The sequence below is a fragment of the Siphonobacter sp. genome (genome assembly GCF_048595215.1).
GTDB lineage: Bacteria > Bacteroidota > Bacteroidia > Cytophagales > Spirosomataceae > Siphonobacter.
On the sequence record NZ_JBMDWJ010000121.1, the window covers coordinates 21,040 to 45,051 of the forward strand.

Annotated in this window: 18 protein-coding genes; 8 read left to right on the forward strand and 10 right to left on the reverse strand. The window is 51.6% G+C overall.

The annotated features are described in order from the left end of the window. Positions 1 to 132: 132 nt before the first annotated feature. The 3 genes from ACOJTG_RS07155 to ACOJTG_RS07165 all read right to left on the reverse strand — a co-directional run bounded on the left by ACOJTG_RS07155 (position 133) and on the right by ACOJTG_RS07165 (position 3,940). Positions 133 to 2,448 (reverse strand): DPP IV N-terminal domain-containing protein, encoded by a 2,316-nt coding sequence (locus ACOJTG_RS07155; RefSeq protein ID WP_420153175.1) that lies wholly within the window; start codon positions 2,446 to 2,448, stop codon positions 133 to 135. A gap of 283 nt (positions 2,449 to 2,731) precedes the next feature. After that, a complete protein-coding gene (locus tag ACOJTG_RS07160; RefSeq protein ID WP_420153176.1) occupies positions 2,732 to 2,950 on the reverse strand; it encodes a DUF4287 domain-containing protein in 219 nt (72 codons plus the stop codon). Between the two features lie 99 nt (positions 2,951 to 3,049). After that, the gene (locus tag ACOJTG_RS07165) at positions 3,050 to 3,940 is read right to left on the reverse strand and encodes a helix-turn-helix domain-containing protein (RefSeq protein WP_420153177.1); all 891 of its coding nucleotides are present in this window, start codon (positions 3,938 to 3,940) and stop codon (positions 3,050 to 3,052) included. Positions 3,941 to 4,210: 270 nt separating this feature from the next. Between ACOJTG_RS07165 and ACOJTG_RS07170 the strand changes: the two genes are divergently transcribed. The 4 genes from ACOJTG_RS07170 (at position 4,211) to ACOJTG_RS07185 (ending at position 11,034) form a co-directional block, all read left to right on the forward strand. Continuing rightward, a complete protein-coding gene (locus ACOJTG_RS07170; protein ID WP_420153178.1) occupies positions 4,211 to 5,305 on the forward strand; it encodes a serine hydrolase domain-containing protein in 1,095 nt (364 codons plus the stop codon). A gap of 167 nt (positions 5,306 to 5,472) precedes the next feature. After that, entirely contained in the window at positions 5,473 to 8,721 is a 3,249-nt protein-coding gene (locus ACOJTG_RS07175) for a SusC/RagA family TonB-linked outer membrane protein (protein ID WP_420153179.1), read from the forward strand. Between the two features lie 22 nt (positions 8,722 to 8,743). Further along, entirely contained in the window at positions 8,744 to 10,306 is a 1,563-nt protein-coding gene (locus ACOJTG_RS07180) for a SusD/RagB family nutrient-binding outer membrane lipoprotein (RefSeq protein ID WP_420153180.1), read from the forward strand. Positions 10,307 to 10,458: 152 nt separating this feature from the next. Beyond that, positions 10,459 to 11,034, forward strand: coding sequence for a helix-turn-helix domain-containing protein (locus tag ACOJTG_RS07185; protein ID WP_420153181.1), 576 nt, complete (start codon positions 10,459 to 10,461; stop codon positions 11,032 to 11,034). A 128-nt stretch (positions 11,035 to 11,162) separates the two neighbouring features. On the opposite strand, the gene ACOJTG_RS07190 is transcribed toward ACOJTG_RS07185, so the two are convergent. Genes ACOJTG_RS07190 through ACOJTG_RS07200 form a run of 3 tightly spaced genes read right to left on the reverse strand, consistent with a single transcriptional unit; the run spans position 11,163 to position 14,273 of the window. After that, the gene (locus ACOJTG_RS07190; protein WP_420153182.1) at positions 11,163 to 12,305 is read right to left on the reverse strand and encodes a TIGR03364 family FAD-dependent oxidoreductase; all 1,143 of its coding nucleotides are present in this window, start codon (positions 12,303 to 12,305) and stop codon (positions 11,163 to 11,165) included. After that, positions 12,298 to 13,593, reverse strand: coding sequence for a DUF5690 family protein (locus ACOJTG_RS07195; RefSeq protein ID WP_420153183.1), 1,296 nt, complete (start codon positions 13,591 to 13,593; stop codon positions 12,298 to 12,300). Before ACOJTG_RS07195 ends, ACOJTG_RS07190 begins: the two co-directional genes overlap by 8 nt. Before the next feature lie 5 nt (positions 13,594 to 13,598). Continuing rightward, the gene (locus tag ACOJTG_RS07200) at positions 13,599 to 14,273 is read right to left on the reverse strand and encodes an HAD-IA family hydrolase (RefSeq protein ID WP_420153184.1); all 675 of its coding nucleotides are present in this window, start codon (positions 14,271 to 14,273) and stop codon (positions 13,599 to 13,601) included. A gap of 269 nt (positions 14,274 to 14,542) precedes the next feature. Between ACOJTG_RS07200 and eat the strand changes: the two genes are divergently transcribed. From eat to ACOJTG_RS07220, 4 genes are all read left to right on the forward strand, one after another. Next, positions 14,543 to 15,838, forward strand: a complete 1,296-nt coding sequence (gene eat / locus ACOJTG_RS07205; protein WP_420153185.1) for an ethanolamine permease — start codon at positions 14,543 to 14,545, stop codon at positions 15,836 to 15,838. Between the two features lie 23 nt (positions 15,839 to 15,861). Then, entirely contained in the window at positions 15,862 to 17,250 is a 1,389-nt protein-coding gene (locus ACOJTG_RS07210; protein WP_420153186.1) for an ethanolamine ammonia-lyase subunit EutB, read from the forward strand. 642 nt (positions 17,251 to 17,892) lie between these two features. After that, entirely contained in the window at positions 17,893 to 18,657 is a 765-nt protein-coding gene (gene eutC, locus ACOJTG_RS07215; protein WP_420153187.1) for an ethanolamine ammonia-lyase subunit EutC, read from the forward strand. Positions 18,658 to 18,713: 56 nt separating this feature from the next. Continuing rightward, entirely contained in the window at positions 18,714 to 18,992 is a 279-nt protein-coding gene (locus tag ACOJTG_RS07220; protein ID WP_104715678.1) for a hypothetical protein, read from the forward strand. Here ACOJTG_RS07220 and ACOJTG_RS07225 read toward each other — a convergent pair. From ACOJTG_RS07225 to ACOJTG_RS07240, 4 genes are all read right to left on the reverse strand, one after another. Continuing rightward, positions 18,989 to 20,119 (reverse strand): NAD(P)H-dependent flavin oxidoreductase, encoded by a 1,131-nt coding sequence (locus tag ACOJTG_RS07225; RefSeq protein WP_420153188.1) that lies wholly within the window; start codon positions 20,117 to 20,119, stop codon positions 18,989 to 18,991. The genes ACOJTG_RS07220 and ACOJTG_RS07225 overlap by 4 nt on opposite strands. Positions 20,120 to 20,273: 154 nt before the next feature. Then, complete coding sequence (locus ACOJTG_RS07230) at positions 20,274 to 20,513, reverse strand: hypothetical protein (protein ID WP_094812595.1); 240 nt, start codon at positions 20,511 to 20,513, stop codon at positions 20,274 to 20,276. A gap of 193 nt (positions 20,514 to 20,706) precedes the next feature. Continuing rightward, entirely contained in the window at positions 20,707 to 21,345 is a 639-nt protein-coding gene (locus ACOJTG_RS07235; RefSeq protein ID WP_420153189.1) for a response regulator, read from the reverse strand. 6 nt (positions 21,346 to 21,351) lie between these two features. After that, positions 21,352 to 24,012: sensor histidine kinase (locus tag ACOJTG_RS07240; RefSeq protein WP_420153190.1), on the reverse strand; the 2,661-nt coding region annotated here is incomplete at its 5' end.

The window sequence follows — 24,012 nt, forward strand, 5'->3', positions numbered from 1 at the left end:
TAAGGAAGAAGTTTACCCTGGTATTCTTCTGAAAAATAATAAATTAGACAAAAAGCTAACCTGACTTTGGAGTACGTATAAACAAAATACCCGCCAGATTATCCGGCGGGTATTTTGTTTAATTTCGGACGGTTACTCTACGTTTCTAGGGTCCGTACCGTTCTTTATGAGGTACTCTTTGGGAGGGGTGAGGCCCAGCAAATGCTGTACGAAATAGTCCCAACGCCGCCGCATCATGTAGTTCGTATAGGCCCCAAAGCCGTGACGGCTGTTGGGAAAAATCACCAGATCGTAATCTTTGTTGGCTTTTTCCAGGGCTTCCACCACCAGCAGAGTATTGTAGGGTGGAACGTTGTCGTCCATCATGCCGTGGGCCAGCATCAGTTTACCTTTGAGGTTTTTGGCGTGAACCTGATTCGCCTGAGCTTCGTAATTCGAAACGCCTTTGGCATTCTTGGTCTCCAAGCCAATGTATCGCTCGCCCCAGTCATCTTCGTAGTTACGGTTCTCATGATTCCCCGATTCGGAAATACCCACTTTAAAGAAGTCGGGGTATACAAACATTGCACAAGCCGTAGCAAAGCCGCCCCCCGAATGCCCCCAAATGCCTACGCGGCTAGTATCCATGTAGGTACGCACCGCCGCAAGCTGTTTGATGGCCGTAATTTGATCAGGCAGGGTATTGTCGGCCATGTTGCCGTAGCTCATATCGTGGAAACGCTTTGACCGCAGCGGGTTGCTGGTACCTTCGAGTTCTACCACAATAAAACCTAACTCGGCCAGAGCCTGATTATCCCGTCGCGAAGCCGTAAACGAGAAGTTTCGTACACTACCGCCCTGAGGGCCGGGATAGATGTAATCGATAACGGGGTATTTTTTCGTGGAATCGAGCTGGGTTGGGGTGTACAGAAGTCCGTACACATCCGTTTGGCCATCGTGTGCTTTGACTGAGAAAGGAATGGGCGGTTTCCAGCCCGTTGCTTGCAGGCGGCTCAGGTCCATTTTTTCCAGTGTAGCTACGAGTTTACCTATATTCGAACGGAGTACCATCACTGGAGGTACGTCTGGTTCGGAATACGTATCGACGAAATACGCTCCCGAAGGCGAGAGAGTCGCCGAGTGTTTTCCCCGTTCGGGCGTGAGCAACGTCAGCTTCTTGCCATCCAGACCGATTTTATACAGGTGCGAGTAGTACGGATTGCCGGGTTCTTTGCCATTGGCCATGAAGTAGATGACTCGGTTTTTTTCGTCAACACTCAGTACGTCGGTCACCAGCCATTCGCCTTTGGTAATCTGCTGTTTGAGCTGTCCGCTGGTGGCATCATACAGGTATAGATGGCCCCAGTCGTCCCGCTCGGAGTACCAGATGATTTCGTTGGTTTTGGGTAGGTACCGCCAGCTGATGCCTTCGTGGCCGGACTCAAACTGCGTTGGAGACGTTTCCTGGAAAATTTCCCGAACCTGCCCCGTTGCCGCATTGGCCATGCGAATTTTTTCCTGCTTGTGATCGCGGGAGGTGGACACGAAAAGCAGTTGCGTCGCATCGTCATTCCAGGCGACATCACTGAGTTTACCCATGGATGAAATGTCGTCGCCCAGGGTAGAGCGGTGCGGATCCGGAGCTACCTGTAAGCGAATGACTTTCGGGTTTTCGACCTCAATAACAACGCGGTGTAGCATGGCTACGGCACTGTCACCGGGGAGTGGGTATTTCCAGCGTTCGAGCGTGGGGTGCCCTACGTTGGTGGTTGCCAGATACATTTCACCCACCTTGCGTTCGTCCTGCTGAAAGGTGGCGATTTTTTTGGAATCGGGGGACCAGAGTAGGATGGCCCGGTCGCTGTGTTTCCAACCCGCGTTATCGGTGGCGTAGCCAAAATCTTTGACCCCGTCGGTGGTGAGTTGGGTAAGCTGATTCGTCGCCAGATCCCGTACCCAAAGGTTGTAATCCTTAATGAAAGCCGCTTTTTTGCCATCGGGAGAAAGGGACTCATTACGGCGGGCTTTCGCCGTTTCTTTGGCCGCAACTAGCTGACCGCTGGGCAAGTCGTATTGCCAGGATTTACCACCGGACGCAAACAGAATCGCTTTTTCGTCGGGCGTGAACGTTACTTCCTGAAACGGCAGTCGTTGAGCCGTATACGTTTTGCCCGTGGCGGAAGACAACGCCTCTGCGACTTTCTGATGATTGAACGCTGGTAAACGCGTCGCCTTGGCTGGATCGACCAGAATGAATTCACTGCCCTGGGGTGTAAGCGTGCGGTAAACGAAGCGGTCTTTCGCCAACCATACGGGTCGACTGGCGGTATGATCAATGTACTGCTGTGTGGTGGAGGCCAGCATACGCTCAGCCCGGGCGTAATCCTGAGCCGATAGGGAAGGGGTTTGCTGAGCCCACACCGTACCCGTCAGTAAAGTTGAAAGCACAAATGTACTCCAGGCGTTCATGGGAAAGGGGTCTGGTTAAGGATGCTTTATAGGGGAAAATGATCGTGTAAAATACGGTATTTTCAGCACATCCAGGCCTGATTAATAGACTGGGTGTGAATTAAAGTCGACCCTTTCAACGGACGCTTAGATGTGTTGACCACCCGATAAAATGCTACTAGCCTCTGAAATCCGTATTGCCTTATGAACGAAACCCTTTGCGAACCCGCTTTTATACGGGCATCGCAGGTACAGAATCAGGCCTCTGATCCGTACGATTGCCCGGCTAAAATCTTCGAAGTGATCACTCGGTCTTCCCCTTAAACGTCGCATAAATCGCCATGGCGTGGCCGTGCCCCAGCTCAAATTCTTCCTTCAGCCAATTCGTGATAGCGGTGGCTTTGACGGCGGGATTAAGAACACCGTCTAGGATAAAGTTTTTCGCTTCGGCGAGCTTCTTAAAGTCTTCCGGGGACTTGCCGGTTTTGGCTTTGATATTGTCAAGGTAGGCTTGGAAAGACATAGGATCTGTGTTTGTTAAAGGTCACGTAGAAAAGTAATTGGTCAACTAAGACAGTGACCGTACGCTCAGGGGAACATTCCTTACCGCCGCCCACTGTCCTTAATTCAAGTTCATTTTCTTAAACTCAAAAGGCTTTAAACCCACCTGCTTTTTGAAAAGCCGGGTAAAGTACGAGACGTTTTCGAAACCTAACTGATAGGCCACGGAAGCAATGTTCTGATCCTCGGCCAGCAAGCGGTTTTTCGCTTCGGAAATCAGAAAGAGATGAATCAAGTCCATGGCAGTTTTGCCCGTTTCCTGCTTGAGTAGGTCACTCAGGTAACGCGGAGAAACGTTCAGGGTATCCGCCAGGGCGTTGACCGAGGGCAGCCCCTTTTCCTGCAAAGCCCCCGCTTCCAGGTACTGAGTCAAAACCCGGTTGAATTTAGAAATCATTTTTCCCGAAAGCTCCGTCCGGTTGATGAACTGCCGTTTATAAAACCGCTGAGCGTACATCAGAATGGAAGCCAGGTGGCTCAGCATGATTTCCCGGCTGTACTCGTCCGGATTATTTGTGTATTCGGTACTAATTTTCTCGTGCAGACTCCAGATGAGTTCTTCTTCTTTCGGCGACAGGTGCAGGGCTTCGTTGACCTCGTAATCAAAGAAACCGTATTTCTGGATGGTATGGTGCAAGTCATGTCCATTCAGAAAATCTTCGTGAATAAAGATCATAAAGCCCTTTTCTTCAAGCTCCAGATCCCGCATCTCAATAATCTGCCGGGGCTTGACGAACATCATCGACCCATTGCTGTGATCGTACTGCGTGCGTCCGTACCGAATCACTCCCGCTTTTAACTTTTTAAAGCCAATCAGGTACGCGTCGCTGGTAAACTCCCGGTCGCCCAGCAGGCAGTCCCCGTTGCAATTCGCCAGACTCAGTAGCGGATGTTCCGGCGGAGGCCAGCCATTCGCCCGGTGCAGGTCACTCAGGGTTTTAAAATGTTTCATCGCTTCAAGATACGCGTTTAAAGTTTATTTAGGTAGTGTGAGTTTCAGGGAAGCCCTATATCCCAGACAAACAACCATTTTTTGACAAAGGTATCGGCCCGCCGTCTAGTAGGACTAACCCATTTCCCGGAAGAATTAGCACAGAATTACGTACGGGCAAAAAGACTCATTGGCAAGGTTACGGGTACAATACATACAGTCGTGTGTATCCACGCTAGCGGAAGGAATCCATAAAATGCGTACTTTGGAAAACTGAATCCGTTCTTGCCTATGAAAAAGCTGCTAACCTTTGTATTACTGAGTATCCTGTTTATTTCCTGTCAGAAACGAATGTACCCCGCTGGCGTCGCTCAACCGCTGGACGCCTTTTTCCAAACGGCTCCGGATTTTAGTGGTGTAGTACTGATCGCCGAAAAAGGAAAACCCGTATATCACCGAGCTTTCGGGTACCAGAACTTTGATACGCGTCAACCCATGACGACGGCGTCGGTCTTTGAACTCGCCTCTCTTTCCAAGCAATTCACCGCCATGACGATTCTTTTACTCAAGGAAGAAGGCAAACTTCAGTATGACGACCCCATCGAAAACTATTTGCCGGGTTTTCCGTACCCCGGCGTAACCATCCGGCATTTGCTGAATCATACTTCGGGATTGCCCGATTACCAGGAAGTGATGGACCAGCACTGGGACAAGAGTAAGGTAGCAGGCAATGCGGATAATATCGCGTATTTGATTCAATACCATCCCGAACGCCAGTTTGAGCCCGGTAGCCGCTACGAATACAGCAACACTGGCTACATGCTCCTGGCGAGTATTGTGGAGAAGGTTTCCGGAGAGGATTTCATTGCGTTTTCCCGCTCCCGTATCTACCGACCGCTGGGCATGAAGGATACCGATATCCGATCATTGTCCGAAAAAAAGGCTATGGAACGGATGGCCTGGGGTCATTTGTACGTCCCGGAAAAGAAGCAATACGTTCGGGCGGATTCGTTTCCTCAGTTCAACTACGCCATCTGGCTGGGCAATCGCAAAGGGCCGGGCCGAATGAGTGCAACGACTAGCGACTTGCTCCGCTGGGATCGGGCTTTGTATACCACACAACTGGTCAGTCCCGCCACCTTGCAGGAGGCATTTACGCCCGCTCGCCTAAGCAACGATTCACTCTCTAATTATGGATTTGGCTGGAAGATTCAACAGCATCCACGGCTGGGTAAAGTGGTTCGCCACAGCGGAGACAATCCCGGGTACAAGAATGAAATCATTCGGTACATCGAAGCCGACAAGACCGTGATTGTACTCTGCAACAATGACCACGCAAAGCTGCCGCAGTTATTACAACTTATTGAGGAAGAATTGGGACGTTAGGAGTCGTAAAGATCATCAGATTTATTGGCTTAAAGCCTTTGTTTACATATTCTTAACAATTGAATACTTATAGTAATGATTCGTTCATACTGCCTTCAACATTAGCTAAAAGCTGCCACTGACCTTTGTGGGGAGATTACCGAACATTCGTTCCAAACAAACTCCTCATGAAACAGCTTTTACCGAAGCCGCAGCGATCACTGGGTTATCTTTCCTTGCTGACCGCTTTATGGATGGTACTTTTTTCCCTGACTTCCCAGGCTCAGGACCGAACGCTTACCGGAACCGTACGCGGCCAGGATGACCAGCAGCCTTTGGCTGGTGTGGCCGTGCGGGTTAAAAATTCAAATCAGGGGACAACCACCAACGCCGACGGTACCTATCGTCTAGCAGTCCCAGCGAGCAGCGAAACCTTGATTTTTACCTTTGTCGGTTATACGACGCAGGAGGAAGCCATCGGCAATCGGACCCAAATCGACGTATTACTGGCTGCTGATCAGCGATTACTGGAAGAAGTAGTGGTTACCTCGCTGGGGATTACTAAGGCCAAGCGGGATCTTTCCTACGCTACGCAAACAATTAAGGCCCAGGATTTAGTGAAGGCTCGCGAACCAAACCCCGTAAACGCTCTGGTGGGGAAAGTGGCCGGTCTGAACATCGGTGCCAGTGCGGAATTACTGCGGGCTCCGCAGGTACTGCTGCGGGGTGGCCGCCCCTTATTCGTGGTGGACGGTGTACCCATTGTATCGGACACCTACAACATCAATCCCGATGATATTGAGTCCTATGACGTGATTAAAGGCCCCTCGGGTTCAGCCCTGTACGGATCACGGGCGACGAACGGCGTTATCATCATTACTACCAAAAAAGGCTCGAAAGACAAACGCGGTTTTTCCGTCGAAGTCAATTCGAGTACGATGACAGAAAACGGTTTTCTGGCCATTCCCAAAGTACAGGATGAGTACGGTCCGGGAAACAAAGGAACCTATTCCTTCGTCGATGGTCGGGGCGGTGGACTCAACGACGGCGATTACGACGTCTGGGGGCCTAAATTCGAAGGTCAGCTGATTGCTCAGTACGACAGTCCCATCGATCCGCAAACGGGCAAGCGAATTCCTACGCCCTGGGTGGCTCGCGGTAAAGACAACCTGAAGCGTTTTCTGCGTCCGGGCGTCCTGTCTACCAATAGCGTAGCCATTTCGGCCACTTCCGGCAAAACGGATTTACGTTTCGGCATCACCAATCAGTACCAGAAAGGTATGGTTCCGAATACCGATCTGAACAGTACTACCTTCAGTGCAACGCTGGGTCAGAATATCTCCGACCGCGTTCGTTTTGAGTCGAACTTCAACTTCAGTCGTCAGGCTTCGGCCAATTACCCGGACGTAAATTACGGTCCGAACTCCTTGATTTATAATACGGTGATTTGGGCGGGAGCCGACTGGAACGTGGATGACATGAAGCAACTCTGGCAGCCCGGTAAGGAAGGCATCCAGCAAATTTACGCCGAATACCAACGCTACAACAACCCCTGGTTTGTGGCAAAAGAATGGTTGCGGGGTCACTACAACAATACGTACAATGGCTACGCCCTGATGAAATTCGATCTGCTGAAAAACCTGGAACTACAGGCTCGTACGCAGGTGACGGGTTACGAATTGTTCCGGAATGAAAAAATGCCGTATTCGGCCACCACGTACGGACGGGAGCAGGCGAAGGGAGATTACCGCGAAGACCGCCGTTCTTTATTGGAAAACAATACCGACGTATTGCTGAACTACAACAAAACCTTTGCCCATGACATCAGCCTGCGGGCCGTGGGTGGTTTCTCGGGTCGTTTTTTCCGGTATAACAGCAACTACGCTTCAACGGATTACCTGAGCGTGCCGGGCGTTTATACCTTCGACAACTCCCTGAACCCCACGCGGGCGAACAGCTTCAACTCCCGCATGCAGGTATTGAGTGCCCTGTACAGCGTCGACGTGAACCTGGGTCGTTACGCGACGCTTTCGACGACGGGTCGATGGGATAAAAACTCTACCTTGCCCTCGGACAAAAACGTATATTTCTATCCGTCAGCCGGGGTGAGTACGGTAGTATCGGATTATGTTCGGACTCCCGCGGCCATTTCTTTCGTGAAATTGCGGGCTTCGTACGCCAACGTAAAAGAGGCCTTTACGCAGCAGAACGTGTACACGGCGTTTTCTCCCCTGGATGGTAGCAACCCCCTGGGTTACGGCCAGACCTTTGCTTCACCCTACGAGGGGCCTTCGTACGGAACGACAGTTGCTTATACGATCAGTCGTCCATACAACAACGAAGCCGCAGCCAGTTATGCCAACGCTCTGGTGGATCCTAACCTGAAACCTTCTTCACGGACGAGTTTTGAAGCGGGTCTGGATGTACGATTCCTCAAAAACCGAATTGGTCTGGACGTTGCGTACTTCAGCTACCTCGACGGTCCGCGTATTTTTGGCCTGACCCTGCCCGAAGCTACGGGCTATTCTTCCCTGACCACCAACGGAATTAAATCGCAGAAACGCGGTCTGGAAATCGCCTTGACGGGTACGGCCCTTAAAAGTGCCCGTGGTCTGAACTGGGACGTAACGCTGAACTGGAGTACGTTTCAGGAGTACCTGAAAGAGATTTACGGTTCGCAAACGCGACTCAACCAGTTCTACAAAGTGGGCGATCGTCTGGATGCCTACTACGGATCGGCCTTTGCCCGTACCCGCGAAGGACAAATCATCAATGACGCGAACGGACGGCCCGTAGTCAATCCCGTCAATCAGTTCCTCGGTTATACTAATGCCGATTTTGCTTTCGGGTTCATCAACAAATTCAACTACCGCAATTTCTTCCTGAACGTACAGGTCGATGGTCGCGTAGGGGGCGTAATCGAAGATTACATCCAGAAACAAACCTTCCGGGGCGGTCGTCATATCGAAACGGTACAGGGAAAAATGGGTGAAGCCCGTTACCAGGATTACAAAGGGGTAGCTTCCTGGGTAGGCCCCGGCGTGGTACTGACCAACGGAAACATTCAGTACGACGTAGATGGAAACATCACCAACTTCGAATCGCTGAGCTTCTCACCGATGTCGGATGCCAACAAAACCTATCTCCAGGACTGGATCAGCCGCTACTACAATACCAACGAAGCCAACATGATCAGCCGGAGCTTTGTGAAGCTTCGCGAAGTGACGTTCGGCTATCAGATCCCGAGTCAGGTACTACAGGGCCGTTTAGGTTTTGTGAAATCGGCCAGCATCTCGTTCGTGGGTCGTAACCTGCTGTACTGGGCTGAGAAAAAGGACCTTGATGTCGAGCAGTTTGTTAGCTACTCAGATCGGGGATCGAGCCTGCAAACGCCCACTACGCGTCGGTACGGGGTAAACATCAACCTGATTTTTTAACGGATTTCCTAGCAATCACGCAATGAAAAAGATACTCTATAGTCTGGTACTGCTGCTGAGCCTGGGAAGCTGCCAGAAATTCGAAGAACTCGAAAAAAATCCCAACCTGCCCATTCAGGTACCGGCTGATCTGGTACTGAAGGACATCCTGATGGATATGTATGAAGGGACCTGGAACAAGGATGCCCGGTACAATCAATATTATACCGTCAATTACAACTATTACGGCAACAACGAGTACGACTGGACGACGTCGGATCTGCGGTACACGACGCTGAAAAATGTCCTGAAAATGGAAGAAGAGGCCAAGAAAAACCTCTCGACCGATAAAAATGCGTACGCCGCTCTGGGTAAATTTTTCCGGGCGTACTTCTGGTTCTGGATGACCCAACGGGTAGGCGATGTACCTCTAAAAGATGCTCTGCAAGGAGAAGCTAACATTACGCCCCGCTACGATACGCAGAAGGACATTTACCTGCAGGTGCTGACCTGGCTGGACGAAGCCAACACGGATCTGGCGAGTTTGCAGGCCGCTGGTCAGGCTACGCTGCCCCTGAAAGGTGATATTTACCTCAACAACAGCCTGAATTCGTGGCAGAAAGTGGCCAATGCGTTTAAACTTCGCGTGCTGATCAACCTGAGCAAGCGTACCGACGATGCCGATCTGAAGGTAAAAACCCGCTTTGCTGAAGTAGTAGCTAATCCTACGAAATTTCCCTTGTTCACGGGAAATGCGGACAATCTACAGTTTGTGTACAACGCTGTTTACAACAAATACCCCATCAACCCGGATAACTTTGGGAACGACGCGACTCGTCAGGAAATGTCGGCGACGCACGTGGAACTACTAAAACGCTACCAGGATCCGCGTCTGTTCGTAACGGCCGAACCCGCCGAAGCTCAACTCAAAAAAGGCATGAAGGCAACGGATTTTGCGGCGTTCATAGCTCCGAGTCCGGCGTTGAGTCTGGATGTGATGTCGACGGGAGCCAACAATGGCGAGTACTCCTTCATCAACCGGAATCGCTATTACAAGGGTTACACGCCCGAACCAACGGTTATTCTGGGCTATTCCGAGCAATCGTTCAACATTGCCGAAGCCATTAACCTGGGTTGGGCAACGGGTGATGCGGCGGATTACTACCAGAAAGGCATCCTGGCCAATATGGATTTCTTCGGTATCAAGAATGGAACGAACACGGTGGTTTTTGAAATTCGGAATGCGGGTGTAGCCACGTCGCAGTCTTTTACCATCAGCTTCGACCCGACGGCGTACTTGGGCCAGTCGCTGGTGAAGTATGCCGGTAACAGTACCGAAGGCCGTAAGCAGATTCTGAATCAGAAATACCTGGCCATGTTCATGACTTCGGGTATCGAGCCCTTCTTCAACTGGCGGCGGACGGGTTATCCCGATAACTTCGCTATTCAGGGAGCTGGCATTGGTTTACGGGGTATTCCCCGTCGCTGGCAGTATCCGGTTTCGGATCGTTTGTACAACGAAACCAATTACCGCGAAGCTCTGCAACGACAGTTTGGTTCAGCCACGCAGGATAATGTAAAAGATGAACTCTGGGTGTTGAAATAAGCCCATTTCGGGGCCTGCTTCACACGGGGCAGGCCCCGTTTATTTTTAAACGTTAGTACAGAATGCCTGACCGGGGTTTTCCAGAAAAGCCAGAAAATGAAGTAGAGCTTAACAAATGAGTCCTATCTTCGAACCTGTCTACCAGTTGTACGATGATTATGGAAGGAGCGTTTTTAGTAGAAGTAAGCCGCCGTATTAAAGAACGAAGAACCAATCAACGCCTTACGGTACAGGAGCTTGCCGATCGGGCGGGCGTTAGCAAAGGACTGATTTCACAGATCGAAAATGGCCGTAGCATTCCTTCACTGCCGGTATTATTTCAGATCATTCAATCCCTGAATAGTGAAGTAGGAGACTTTTTTGAAGATTTAAAAATTAGCGAACCGGTCGTGCTGGTTCAGAAGAAAGACTCCTTCGAGGCCTTCGAAAAGGAAGATGCCCAAGGCTTTCAGTACCAACGCATTTTAACCCGGAGTATGGCCGCCTCGACCGTCGATGTCGTGTTGCTGGAACTGGCTCCGCATTCGCAACGCGAAGAAGTCAGAACCGAAGCTTTTGAGCTGAAATACATTTTGAAAGGCCAGGTAGATTATCTCATCAACGGGCAGTCGTATTCCCTGGAAGCGGGGGATGCTCTGTTTTTTGATGGCCGCCTGCCCCATCTGCCCCGTAATACTGGCCGGCAATCCTGCCAGATGCTGATTGTATACTTCTTTGATCAGCGGTAACTCAGGTACGAAAAGAGATTAGCTGGTCAGTACCCATTAGCCGAGCCCTTGTAGCTTTTCCAGGGATCAGTACTGTATGAAAAAGACTCCCAGGCTATTGGCCTGGGAGTCTTTTTATGGTTGATCTACTAAGCGTGTAGTCCTGCGAGGGGTTGATAGGTTCCGGCCACTACTGCTTCGCACAAGCCAAACGAAAGCGTCATGCCCGCTCCACCCAGACCGTTGATTACTGTAACCCCGGATTCGGGCGAGATGACCCACTCGGTTTTACCCTGCGTATGTTTAGGATAGATGCCGTGCCAGGTTTGCTGAATCTGATAGGAGGGAAAGGTAGTGAAGGTACGCAGATAGTCGAGCACCAGGGCATTGACCGCCGTCCGATCGAAAGGATCAAACGTCAGGCCGTATTCGTGCGAATCGCCTACCGTAATTTCGCCTAAACCATTTTGTGAAGCCATCACGTGAATGCCCCATTCCATGTACTCGCTTTTTTCCTGCTGGTAACGTTCCAGTAGCTGCGGCAGCGAAGGAGCACTGAGAAATCCCTTGTAGTGAATCAGGGATAAACCCCCGCAAAGGGAAGGACCGATGTTCCCGTTTTGAGCTTCGAGCCGCAGCATTTGTACCTTACACTTGGTAATGGGGGCTTCGGCAAAGGCTTCCGGGTACAGGGTTTCGAAATCAACGCCACTGCACACGTAAATTTCGTCGGCGGACCATTGCCGTTTGCCGGACCAGACCTTGGGGTAATTAATCCGACTGATCGCCGTATTCCAGTGAAAGGTTACGCCATATTGCTCGGCCAGATAGGAAGGAATGCTACCGATGGCCTGCCGGGGATCGACAATCATCTCATCGGCGGAATACAAGGAACCTAATAGTCCCGTAGGCTGTACGACGGACGAACGTTCGCGGGTTTGTTCGGGGGATAGTAAGGCTAGGGGGCGGGTCGGCTGACTGGCTTCTTTGAATTCCTGCAATACCGTCCATTCGTCCGCGTGATAGGCCATGTGCAGGCTTCCCTGCTGACTGTACCAGCAACCGGATCGCTGGAGTACGTCCGTCCAGATGCTTCGTGAACGGAGTGCCCGTTCGTACAAGACTCCTTCGGGTTGGCCGATGGGCCAGATCATACCAAAATTGCGGATGGAAGCCCCAACGGCCCGTTCGCTGCGATCGAAAACGCTTACCTGATAACCCCGAAGAGCCAGAGCCCGGGCGGTCGCCAGACCAACGATGCCGGCTCCAATTACAAGTGCGGATTTAGTCATGAATCAGTGCTGGATAAGAAACGGAAGGTATCGAATGTTTTTTACGGAAATAGTAGAGCGAAGCCAGAGCCAATACGGCTCCGCTTAAGGCTACGAAAAGTAGAATCTGGTTGTAAAACTGGCCCCAGGAAAGGCCCTCCTGACTGAATTCTTTCAGGCAAAGCACGCCCACGCTGCCCAGATACCCAAACGAATCGGCCAGGGACATCACGAAGGCGACATTGCCCTTTTCCCGAAACGTGGCCAGCATGCGTTCGAAGAAAATAGCGTTGTAGGGTACATACGCTAGGTACAGACCCAATCCGCTCAGGGCCATCCAGTGGAGTCCGCTGAGCTGTCCGGCGTTGTAAGCCAGGGTAGCAAAACCCATCAAGAGGCAAGCCCCGATGATCAGCAGATGGATCAGGGAAAAGGCTTTCAGGTTATTCCGAACCAGAATCAGTAAGCTCAGCAGCAGCAGTACGCTCAACGCCACGGGGCCGTCTACCTGGGTATAAATGCCGGGCTGATTGCCGTAACCTAATCGTTGCCAGATTTCTACTTCAAAATTGTCGCGGATGTCCCGTGCCACCGTAAGCAGCGTGTAGACCAGAACCGTCAGCACAATACCGGGTAGAAATTGCCGGATAAATAATCGGCGTTGAGCCCGGTTCATGGGTCGCCGCTCGGTCCGCAGACGCTTGTCTTCGGCAGTCGGGGCCGGAATCTGCGACAATACGTAAAGACACCCCGCCAGCGGTACACTAAAGACCAGTCCGGTCAGAAAGGGCATCCAGAATTCGGATACGCCTCCCCAGCGAATGAGTAGAAGGCCCACCGTTTTCATCAGTCCCGAAGCAAAAATCAAACTGATTGCCATAACAGCCCCCATCAGTTCCGTGTGCCGTCGGCCTTCCAGAAATGAAAAAACCAGACCCCAGATCATGCCCAGGGGCAGTCCGTTCAAAAACAGAAATACGATGTTGTACGGCACGGGACACAGGGCAAAACCCAGCAACGCCAGTCCGGCCATACTCAGCAACGCAATCAGAGTAGGGATACGTTGCTGCGGCCGACGCTGGGCCAGAAACCGGATTCCGTAAAATTTACTCAACGTGTACCCCAGCATCTGAGCCAGAATCAACCAGACTTTATAATCCAGCGGACCCAGCTGTAACGTGCTGTAAGTACCCGCCGTGAAGGCTTTCCGGAAGGCGTACATGCAGCTGTACGTTCCAAAAGCGGCCAGTCCGGCCACCAGTGAAACCAGCCAGGGAGCGGTTGCCAGCTTACGCGATAGGGCAGTCATAGAGGCTATCTGGCCAGAACAATGGCTACCACTTCAGCCACCGAATCGACCGTATGGGTGGGCTCGTACTGAAGAAGTTCCTCCCGCGTAAACGTCCCCGTCGTCACGCCAATGACGTACCGGCAACCCGCATTTCGGCCCTCGTTCATGTCGACTTCTGTGTCGCCAACTTTGGCTACTTCTTCGGTTTGCGTGATGCCCAAGGTTTGCATAGTCTGGTAGATCATGTCTGGGTACGGACGGCCGTTGGCAACTTCGTCGCTGGCTACGAGGTGATCAATGGCATCCTGCCAGTCGAGACGCTGCACAATCACTTCGGCAATATCCCGCGAAAAACCCGTATCTAAACCCACTTTGATCCCGGCCTGCCGAAGTCGGACGAAGGTTTCTTCGACGTCAGGCAGGGCTCGCAGGTCGGTCGACGTCTGGTAGAAGGTTAGCATATCCCGCACAAAATCTTCGTGAATCTGATCAATCAGCGTATCCGTAATCTCGGCTCCGGCTTCGTTCAATAACATCCGGATCGCCAGGGGCTTTTTATAGCCCATCAGGGGATTAATGGTTTCCAGCGAAAACGAAAAGCCGTGTTTCTGCAAAGCCTGTTGCAAGGCCTGACTTACGTGGTTTTCATCGTAGACGGTCGTTCCCGCCATATCAAATACTACTAACTTGATTGCCATGTTTAGAGTGATTCGGTTACGAATACAATAGTAAACAGTGTTTATTATTTGTAAACAAAGGAATTGTTACCGAATCATTAAGATTGGTTTTCGTACCCGTCTGATTACAGATTCAGCTTTGTACTTCCGCCTCTGATGCCCTGCGTACGTGCCGACAATCCTTTGAATGGTTATGTATCGAGCAAAGACTCAGGGATTCCTTGCCAAATCCCTTCCGCTTTTGTCCAGAAAAACCTATCTTCCCTTTTCTTCCCTTAATCCTATTGAACATGGCAGAATTAAAGAAAGCTCTGACGGCTGTACACGTCTGGGCCATTGGCGTGGGACTGGTCATCTCGGGCGAATACTTTGGCTGGAATTACGGCTGGGGCGTGGCCGGAACGCTGGGCCCACTCCTGGCTACGCTACTCATCACGTTGCTGTACGTCACTTTCATTTTTAGCTTCACCGAACTCACGACGGCCATTCCGCAGGCCGGTGGACCTTTTGCGTACGCTCTCAAAGCCTTTGGACCCTGGGGAGCCATCATTGCCGGATACGCTACCCTGATCGAGTTTCTATTTGCGACGCCCGCCATTGCTCTGGCTTTAGGTAGTTACGTCCATTTTCTGTACCCTGGTATTGCCGTTATTCCGGCCTCGCTGGTTTCGTACGCTTTGTTCACGGGGATCAATTTGCTGGGGGTTGAGGAGGCGGCCTGGTTTTCGCTGATTATGACGCTCCTCGCCATTGCCGAACTGCTCGTGTTTCTGGGAGTCGTACTGCCGCATTTCGACCTGCAAACGTTCCTGCATCGTCCCTTTCCGTATGGCTGGGCGGGCGTATTTGCGGCTTTACCCTTCGCGATCTGGCTGTTTGTTTGTCTGGAAGGTATTGCCATGGTAGCCGAAGAAGTGAAAGATACTAATCGGGCCTTAGCCCGAGGATACATTTCAGCCTTGCTGACACTAGCGTTGCTGGCCTTGGGTGTCATGATCAGTATTGGCGGCGTAACGCATTGGGAAAACCTAAGCAGCATCGATTATCCGCTACCCGAGTCCATTGCCTTAATTCTGGGACGGGAAAATCCCCTGACCAAACTCTTCGCCAGCGTCGGCCTGTTTGGGTTGATTGCTTCCTTTCACGGCATCATCATTAGTTATTCGCGGCAACTCTTCGCCCTGGCCCGTCAGGAATACCTGCCCGCTTCTCTGGCCTTGGTCAGTTCTCGGCGTCGGGTACCGTACATCGCGTTGCTCGTGGGGGCTGCGTTGGGGATGAGTGCTCTACTGGTGCTGGATACCAGTAAGCTTGTCATTCTTTCAACCATTGGAGCCGTGGTGGTGTACATCATCAGTATGCTGGCTCTGTTTCAGCTTCGCCGTGCCGAACCCGGACTGAACCGTCCGTTTCGGGCTCCCTTGTACCCCTATTTCCCGGCGATTGCTCTGGGACTGGCTACCCTGGCTTTGATTGCGATGGCGTATTTTTACTGGCCACTGGCTCTACTCTTTTTTGGCGGACTGCTGGTTTTATTACTGGGCTACGGCTTCCGTCTGCGTCAAAACCGGGCTAAAGCCCTTTAATCGAACGAAACCACGATTTTCCTATGAGCTACCATTGTACCATCCGGGGATTTACGTACCGGTTCCCTTCCCTGCGGGAACTGCTGGCCAAGGCAAGTCCGCTCCGGTCGGGCGACCAGCTGGCGGGACTGGCGGCAGAAAGCTACGAAGAACGCATTGCCGCTCAGATGGCCCTGGCCGAGGTACCTTTACCGACTTTTCTGAACGAAGCGGTAGTTCCGTATGAACGGGATGAAGTGACGCGGCTGATAATGGATACGCATCCGGCGGAGGTTTTTGCTCGTATTCATCATTTTACCGTGGGTGATTTACGCGACTGGCTACTAAGCGACGACGCTGACACGCTACAACTCCAAGAGATTGCCCCGGCCCTGACGCCTGAGATGGTGGCGGCAGTATCCAAACTCATGCGAAACCAGGATTTGATTCTGGTGGCTCAGAAGTGTGAAGTCATTACGCGATTTCGGAATACGCTAGGTTTAAAAGGCCATTTATCCGTACGCTTACAGCCCAATCATCCCACCGACGACGCCAAGGGCATTGCTGCCAGCATCATTGATGGATTACTCTACGGCAGTGGCGATGCGGTCATCGGCATTAATCCGGTTACGGATAGTCCGGCTACAGTTTCCCGCTTGCTGTACATGCTCGATGGCCTACGCGAGCGGTTCGAAATGCCCGCCCAAAGCTGCGTACTGAGTCACGTGACAACGACGCTGGAACTCATCCAGCAGGGCGTTCCGGTGGATCTGATCTTTCAATCCATTGCTGGTACCGAGCAGGCGAATGCCAGTTTTGGGATTTCGCTGGGTCTTTTGCAGGAAGCTTACGAGGCGGGACTGTCGCTGAATCGGGGTACGGTCGGTACGAATGTTATGTATTTCGAAACGGGTCAGGGCAGTGCATTGTCTTCCCAAAGTCACCACGGCGTGGATCAGCAAACCTGCGAAGCCCGTGCCTATGCAGTGGCCCGTCATTTCAAACCTTTTATGGTGAACTCAGTGGTCGGATTCATCGGTCCGGAGTACCTCTTCGACGGCAAACAGATTATACGAGCCGGACTCGAAGACCATTTTTGCGGGAAACTGTTAGGTTTACCCATGGGCATGGACATCTGCTATACCAATCACGCTCAGGCGGATCAGGACGATATGGATACGTTGCTGACGCTACTTGGCGTGGCGGGGGTGAATTTCATTATGGGGGTGCCGGGTGCTGACGATATTATGCTGAATTACCAGTCTACCTCCTTTCACGATGCCCTGTACCTCCGCCGGACGCTGGGACTCCGGCCCGCTCCCGAATTCGAAGCGTGGCTGCTACGGCAGGGAATTCTGGATACAGGACAGCTGAAAAAAGGAATTTCTGAACGGATGTATGAGCTTTTGATGAAGTCTTCTAAAAGAGAGTGAGTGTGATTTAGGTTTCAGAGTATAGAGACCTCGTTATTCACCTAAACTGCGTTTGGTCCTTTAAGCACGGCTGTTCGGTAGCCCCTGAGCCTTCCAGGCTGGACCTCTCCACGCCTGACCATTCCATGGGGGCCATCCTATGGCGGCGATCGCCTGCTTTAGGCCACCGTATTGCGGCTGTCGTAGGTCGTTCCGTTGCTCAGGGGCGGGAGAGGTTTTCATCTTCCAGCAATAGTTGATGGTTGTGAGTTATTGGCGAGTTAGTATAGTGGACAGCATAAAACCAGCCCCCGTCCTATCGCATTCCATGCCGGAATTCCATTCTGGGGCTCAAGCCGCCTACCATTCCATGGGGGCCATCCCATGGGGGCTGCCTCGGCAATGCGGTGGTTTTGAGCAAGAGGAAGTCAGTGGTGGGCGTGCCGGCATGGGATGCCCCGCATGCGATGCCCGGCATGGAATGCATATGGACTAAATGATCAGCTGTCTTAGCAGGAGGGTATACTGATCTTATACTACTGGTTGATTATTAACAGATTTCAGTATGGAATGCCCCGCTTGGAATACATACGACCTAAAAGACCAGCCGTGTCGACGAGAATAGAACAGAACTGTTACGATATACACTAAACCTTTTATCCAATGAATGAAATTCAAAAATACCCTGTACCTCCCGACGAATGGGCGTCGCTGAAAACGTTTACGGATGCTCGCATTGCTCTCGGAAAAACGGGCGTTTCCATTCCTCTGCGGGAGTCGCTGGCGTTTAAACTGGCTCACGCTCACGCCAAAGATGCCGTATACTCCAGTCTCGATACGCAGGCTTTGGCGACTCGCTGGCAGAAGTACGGAATGCCCGTATACACCCTGAAAACGCAGGCACTCCACCGGGACCAGTACCTGCAACGGCCCGATTTAGGCCGTAAGCTGCACGAAGATTCGGTACAGTTGCTGGAAGGCCTGCAGGCGAATCCGGTCGATGTTGCTGTAGTCATAGCGGATGGTCTTTCCGCAACGGCCCTTACGGAAAATGCGGAGCCTTTTCTGGATCGTTTCTGGACGAAAGCGGGGGAACGGGGTTATTCACTAGCCCCGCTCTGTCTGGTGGAACAGGGGCGGGTAGCGATTGGGGATGAAATTGGAAAGTTGCTACGAGCCCGGCTGGTGGTCGTACTCATTGGCGAACGACCCGGCTTAAGTTCCTTCAATAGCATGGGACTCTATCTGACCTTCGACCCTGAGCCCGGACTAACCGATGAACGAAGAAATTGTATTTCCAACATTCGCCCGCAGGGCCTATCCATCGAACTGGCCGTAGATAAGCTACTATACCTGTTGCAGGAGGCGTTTCGGCTGCAACTGACCGGCGTTCTTTTAAAAGAAAACGAGCCAAAGGGAATCAATTGAGGTACTTTGGGACTTATAAACCAGTACGCTTCGTTTTAAGTAGCTCGTAAGTCAGTATGAATTTCTTACATCAGTTAGGTTCGGTCATCAGTCTGTTTACCTTTATTCTCGTCCAATCATTGCTGTTTGTACGGTCGATTAATGCCTTTACTTCCCGAGATAAACCCAGTACCATGGCCCTGGTAACCGTCTTTGCCTGCTTTCTGGTAACGATTGGTTTGTACTATTATACCAATACCGAACACATCCCTTTCATTCGTATTCTCTTGCTAGTCAATGGTGTACAGCTAATCTTACTGGCTGTGCTATTCTTACTGCGAACCAAGGCTCATTAAAGGGGTAAAGCTGGTACGGCCTCTGTTTCGGCCACCAATCGTTTGACAATATCCGCAGCGGGTTTTGTTTCGGCTTTGGAAGCCGCCTGCCCGGCCCAGAGGGTAGTACAGGCAGCATTGTTTTGTTGCTGAGCGGCTTTTCGGAGGGGCGTCGTCAGGCTGTTTTGAATGGGGTACGCCGGAATGACAAGCCCCGACTGTTCCACTTCCTGCAGAAACGCATTCCGAATCCCCCGAGCCCAACGACCCGAAAAAGACCGGGTAAGAGCCGTATCCGTTTCGGAAGAATCGAGTAATTTCTCCTTATATGCCGGAATAGCCGCACTTTCTGCACTCGCGATGAAGGCCGTACCGATCTGAACGCCCGAGGCTCCCAGCGTAAAAGCGGCCCGAATACCCCGACCGTTATAAATTCCTCCGGCGGCCAGTAGCGGTACGGAAACCCGCTCAGCTACTTGTGGGAGCAGAGCCATAAGCCCTACCTGCGGCAGCGGTTCTTCGGTTAGAAACGTCCCCCGGTGTCCGCCTGCTTCAATGCCCTGTACGGTAATAACATCCATCCCATCTTCGGCTAGTACTTGGGCTTCAGCAACGGAAGTGGCCGTACCATTGAGCAGGCAACCGCCATCTTTCAGCAGCCGGATTGCTTCCAGATTGAGTCGGCCAAAGGTGAAACTAACGATAGGTGTTTTTTCCTGGACTAAAACGTCCAACTGCTCCGTATACGAATGGCCTTTTAATTTCGAAAAATCCGGAGAGTCGTAGGGAAGTGCGTGGCGTTGAGCGAGGCGACTAAGGTAAGCTTGCATCGCCTCTATCTGTGAGGGTTCCGGCTCCGGAATCGCGTGGGTAAACAAGTTGACGGCAAAGGGCAGATTGGTCAAAGCCTTCGTCTGCCGAATCAGGGTTTGCGTTAGTTCAGCCGATAAGCCTCCTACCGGGAGTGAACCCAATCCGCCCGCATTCGAAACGCCTGCCACCATCGTTGGCGTTGTTACGCCCAGCATGGGAGCCTGAATAATGGGGTAAGCGATACCATAGAGTCGAGTAATCTGATTCGTCCATTGCATGGCGGCAACTACGCAAAAGAATCGTAGATCGGCAATGAGAACTAATTTTTTAAGCACGGGCCAGCAAATGCTTCAAGCCTATTCGCTGGCTACGATCTATCTGGTGCGATGGTACAAGGCTCGGTATTTATCCAAGTAAGTATGCAGCTAAAAAAAGAAAAGTCGTTCTTAGCGTGGCTAAAAACGACTTTTGTGGTTTACAAGGAAGGAATTAATCGTGACCTTCCAGTTTCACCAGTTTATTGTAAATTCCCAAAAGTAGGAAGGGTGCGGCCCACTGGCCTACGAATAATGCTGTGTTACGCTCACCCAGGATTTTAAGCGTTGCTGAAACGCCCATTGAGGCCAGGGCAGCCCACAAAAATACGTCAGAGGGCAATTTTGCCGTTTGTTCTTCGATAGCGGTAGCTACTTTCCCTTCTTTGTGTTCGGGATTGAATTCATTTGCCATACTGGTAGAAAGTTAAAAGTTTAACGTGAAATTGGTTATACGTCAAAGCTTATAAAAACAACCGTTCCACCCAGTATACGTAGTACTATGCATTCAATATATAGTGTTCAGTGATTGACAGATACGCCTTGTTGCGTTCCGTATGTGCCTCTTTTTGAGGTAGCCCGTGCCCATCTACAAGCTGGTACAGCCCCTATACGAGACCTTCCCGCATGGCTTTGAGTACGGCTTCGGTCTTGGAATTCACCTGAAGTTTATCGTAAATACTACGAATGTGCGAGCGAACGGTATCAATGCTGATGTGCAGGTGATCGGCGAGCAGTTTGTAGCTGTATCCGGCGACTAAGCCTTTGATGATGTCGAGTTCGCGGGGCGATAGCAGCGTTCCTTCCGAAGGAGCACTCTGCGGTTGCTGGAAGTGGACCAGCACTTTGCGGGCCACGCTGGCCGTCATGGGTGATCCGCCCCGGTGCAAATCAAAAATGGCCGCGATCAGCCCCGAAGGGGAGGTATGTTTGAGCAGGTAGCCGCTGGCTCCATTACGGATCGCCCGGAAAATTTTGTCCTCATCATCAAAAACGGTTAGCATGAGTACCTGACTTTTCGGGGAAACAGCTTTCACCAGTGGTACGGCATCGATGCCGCTCAGACCCGGCAGGTCAATGTCCATCAGTACCACTTGTGGTTGCAGGCTTTGAATTTCCGGGGTAAGGCTCTGGCAGTTGGCGAAAGCCCCCAGCAGTTGTAAGCCCGGCGTAGCCTGAATCAGAAAGGACAAACCTTCGCGGAGTTCGCGGTTATCTTCGTAATAAACAATTCCAATTTCGCTCATATGATCTCAACGTATCGTTGCGGTTAACGTAATCGAAGTACCCTGACCCGGTGCGGTACGTAGCACAATCGTACCCCGAATGTCGCGGGCCCGGGCGTGCAGGTTGGGCAGCCCATTCCCCGAGCGGGTACGGTCCCGATCAAACCCGACCCCATTGTCCTGAATCTGAAGGTGTAATACGCGGCCCTCTACGCTCAGTCGCACGTCGATGCGGCTACAGGCGGAGTACTTGACGGCATTATTAATACTTTCCTTGAAAATCAAATACAGATTACGACGTTGTTCGACGCTGAGCCGAAGGATGGGAAAGGGTTCGCCAACGGTCATGTTCAGAACAATCCCCCGGGCTTCGGTCAGGCGAAGGGCAAACTCCCGCATCCGGCTCACCAGGTCGTCGAGGCCGTCCTGATTGGATTTGATAGTCCAGATAATGTCCTGCATGGATTCGGCTAGCGTACTGGCATTGTCGCTGATGCGTTTGAGCAGGGGAACGGATTCGGGCCGAACGTCGGCGATTTGCCCCTGTACCACTTCACTGAAAATGCGAATGCTACTCAGCGTTGAACCAATATCATCGTGTAAATCCGTAGCAATGCGGTCGCGAATGAGAGCGAGATGCTGTTGCTGGGCCATTCGGTAGCGATAAATGCCGTACAGAATCCCGAGAATGAGCAAGCCAAGCAGGGCTTTGAACCAAAAGGTCTGGTAATAGGCCGGAACGACGTGAATTTGTAGGCGGGTGCCCCGCTTGTTCCAGACGCCATCGTTATTGGCTGCTCGTACCCAGAGTTGGTAATCGCCGGGAGCTAGGTTGGTATAGGTAGCGGTACGAGCCGACGTAACTACCCATTCCTTATCAAAGCCCACTAACCGATATGCATACTGATTTTTCAGCGACTGGCTAAAATTCAAAGCGGTAAAGGAAACCGTCAGCGTATTGTCACCGGGATGGAGCGTAATCTGCTGGGTGGTATCCAGCGGCTGAACCTGATTGTTAATTCGAATTTCCGTAAGCCAGACGGGTGGAATCAGGGTATTCTTTCGCAGATCACCGGGTTTGAAATAATTGAATCCTTCTGAGGCACTGATGAATAGTTCACCCGAGCGATTGCGGGTAATGGGATCAAACAAATTGCCGGACAGAATGCCATCACTGCCCATAAGGCCGTCGCTGGACTGGCTGTAGTACTGAAACAAGCCCGCCTGTCCGGGCTTCTTGGTCGGGTCAAGTTCGTGCAGGCGTTCGTCCGTATGCAGCCACAGATGGCCCCGCTGGTCTTCACAAATGCCAAAAATGTGATCAGACGTAAGTCCGTTTTTCAGTGTATACGTTTGCAGTACTTTTCCATCGTAATCGGCCTTAATTAGGAAGCCAATGCCCGAATGCCACCAGTTTCTATTTCGATCCAGATAAAAGGTACTGTGTAATTCGTCCGTGGGTGAGATACCCGGCGGCAGTCCCCGAAACGTAAGCCATTCAAAATTTTTCCGTTCCGCATCCAGCCGGACAATTCCCCGATTCGTCAGTAGCCAGAGCCGTCGTTGAGCATCTTCCTGAATACGGTTGATCGTAAAATTAGGCTGATCGTTCATGGGATGCGGCCAACGTTTTAGTTGATGGGTAGCAGGATCGTACCAGAATAAGCCGTTAATCAGCGAGCCAATCCAGATTTTTCCGCTGGCGTCCTGACACAATACGGGCATGTGAACGTTGACCTTGGGATAATTAGAACCCTGAAACGGGGTTATTTTAATCGTTTCCCACTGTCGGCTACGGGGCTCGTAGGTGCTCACTCCATCCTTTGAACCCACCCAAAGCTTACCCGAACGGTCCTGAATGAAGCCATACGCTCCAACCGTAGGCTGAGGGGCGGTGAGCCTTTCCAGCGTATTCTGCCGACGATCCCAGCGAATCAGTCCGGATTGCTGCGTCAGAGCCCAGTAGACCTCATCATGAGCAACATCCTGCCGGACGGTCTGGATCATGGGCAGGCGGCTATCCTCCCGATTTTCAATAATCCGTCGGTATAATTTCTGGGCGTGGGGGTCTTTTGCCGCCAGGCCCTGGGTTGTTCCCAGCCAGATAATATGGGTAGTAGTATCTTTAAGGAAAATATTGGTTCGACCGCCGGGATAACTGGCCGGGTCTTCGGGAACGTTCTTGAAAGGGGTTAGCTCTTGCGTCTTGGGCTGATAGCTGAAAATCCGGTCGAAACTTCCCAGCCAAAGGATAGAGGAGCCGTTTTTTTCGAACTCCTCGGTCATGGTCGATACGTTCACGGCCGGTGTAGGATACAGAATGAATCGTTGTTGGACTGCATCATAGCGACAAAGGCCCAGTCGGAAGGACAGTGGGTGCGAAAACGTGTACAGGTCTCCCGATTGTGTTTCCAGCATTCGCTGGGAATGGAACGGGACTTCATTCGGATGAAACGGGTCGTGGCCCTGCACGTACTGAAACTGACTCTTTTCCCGATCAAACCGGTACAGTACCCGAAACAGGCTTAACCACAGGCGGCCCTTCGAATCCAGAAAAGGTTCGGGATAGTAACTTGGAATGGAGAAGGGTAAGTCAAACGCTTGCTTCTCCAGTGTACGCGGATGAATGCGGTACAGTTTATCGTAGGTCGTGAACCAGCCCCAGCCTTCCCGGTCGAAAAAAACGGG

Bases quoted from the DNA above. Each gene is read 5' to 3' on its own strand.
- ACOJTG_RS07155 (WP_420153175.1), bottom strand. From the start codon at position 2,448: ATGAACGCCTGGAGTACATTTGTGCTTTCAACTTTACTGACGGGTACG.
- ACOJTG_RS07160 (WP_420153176.1), bottom strand. From the start codon at position 2,950: ATGTCTTTCCAAGCCTACCTTGACAATATCAAAGCCAAAACCGGCAAG.
- ACOJTG_RS07165 (WP_420153177.1), bottom strand. From the start codon at position 3,940: ATGAAACATTTTAAAACCCTGAGTGACCTGCACCGGGCGAATGGCTGG.
- ACOJTG_RS07170 (WP_420153178.1), top strand. From the start codon at position 4,211: ATGAAAAAGCTGCTAACCTTTGTATTACTGAGTATCCTGTTTATTTCC.
- ACOJTG_RS07175 (WP_420153179.1), top strand. From the start codon at position 5,473: ATGAAACAGCTTTTACCGAAGCCGCAGCGATCACTGGGTTATCTTTCC.
- ACOJTG_RS07180 (WP_420153180.1), top strand. From the start codon at position 8,744: ATGAAAAAGATACTCTATAGTCTGGTACTGCTGCTGAGCCTGGGAAGC.
- ACOJTG_RS07185 (WP_420153181.1), top strand. From the start codon at position 10,459: ATGATTATGGAAGGAGCGTTTTTAGTAGAAGTAAGCCGCCGTATTAAA.
- ACOJTG_RS07190 (WP_420153182.1), bottom strand. From the start codon at position 12,305: ATGACTAAATCCGCACTTGTAATTGGAGCCGGCATCGTTGGTCTGGCG.
- ACOJTG_RS07195 (WP_420153183.1), bottom strand. From the start codon at position 13,593: ATGACTGCCCTATCGCGTAAGCTGGCAACCGCTCCCTGGCTGGTTTCA.
- ACOJTG_RS07200 (WP_420153184.1), bottom strand. From the start codon at position 14,273: ATGGCAATCAAGTTAGTAGTATTTGATATGGCGGGAACGACCGTCTAC.
- eat (WP_420153185.1), top strand. From the start codon at position 14,543: ATGGCAGAATTAAAGAAAGCTCTGACGGCTGTACACGTCTGGGCCATT.
- ACOJTG_RS07210 (WP_420153186.1), top strand. From the start codon at position 15,862: ATGAGCTACCATTGTACCATCCGGGGATTTACGTACCGGTTCCCTTCC.
- eutC (WP_420153187.1), top strand. From the start codon at position 17,893: ATGAATGAAATTCAAAAATACCCTGTACCTCCCGACGAATGGGCGTCG.
- ACOJTG_RS07220 (WP_104715678.1), top strand. From the start codon at position 18,714: ATGAATTTCTTACATCAGTTAGGTTCGGTCATCAGTCTGTTTACCTTT.
- ACOJTG_RS07230 (WP_094812595.1), bottom strand. From the start codon at position 20,513: ATGGCAAATGAATTCAATCCCGAACACAAAGAAGGGAAAGTAGCTACC.
- ACOJTG_RS07235 (WP_420153189.1), bottom strand. From the start codon at position 21,345: ATGAGCGAAATTGGAATTGTTTATTACGAAGATAACCGCGAACTCCGC.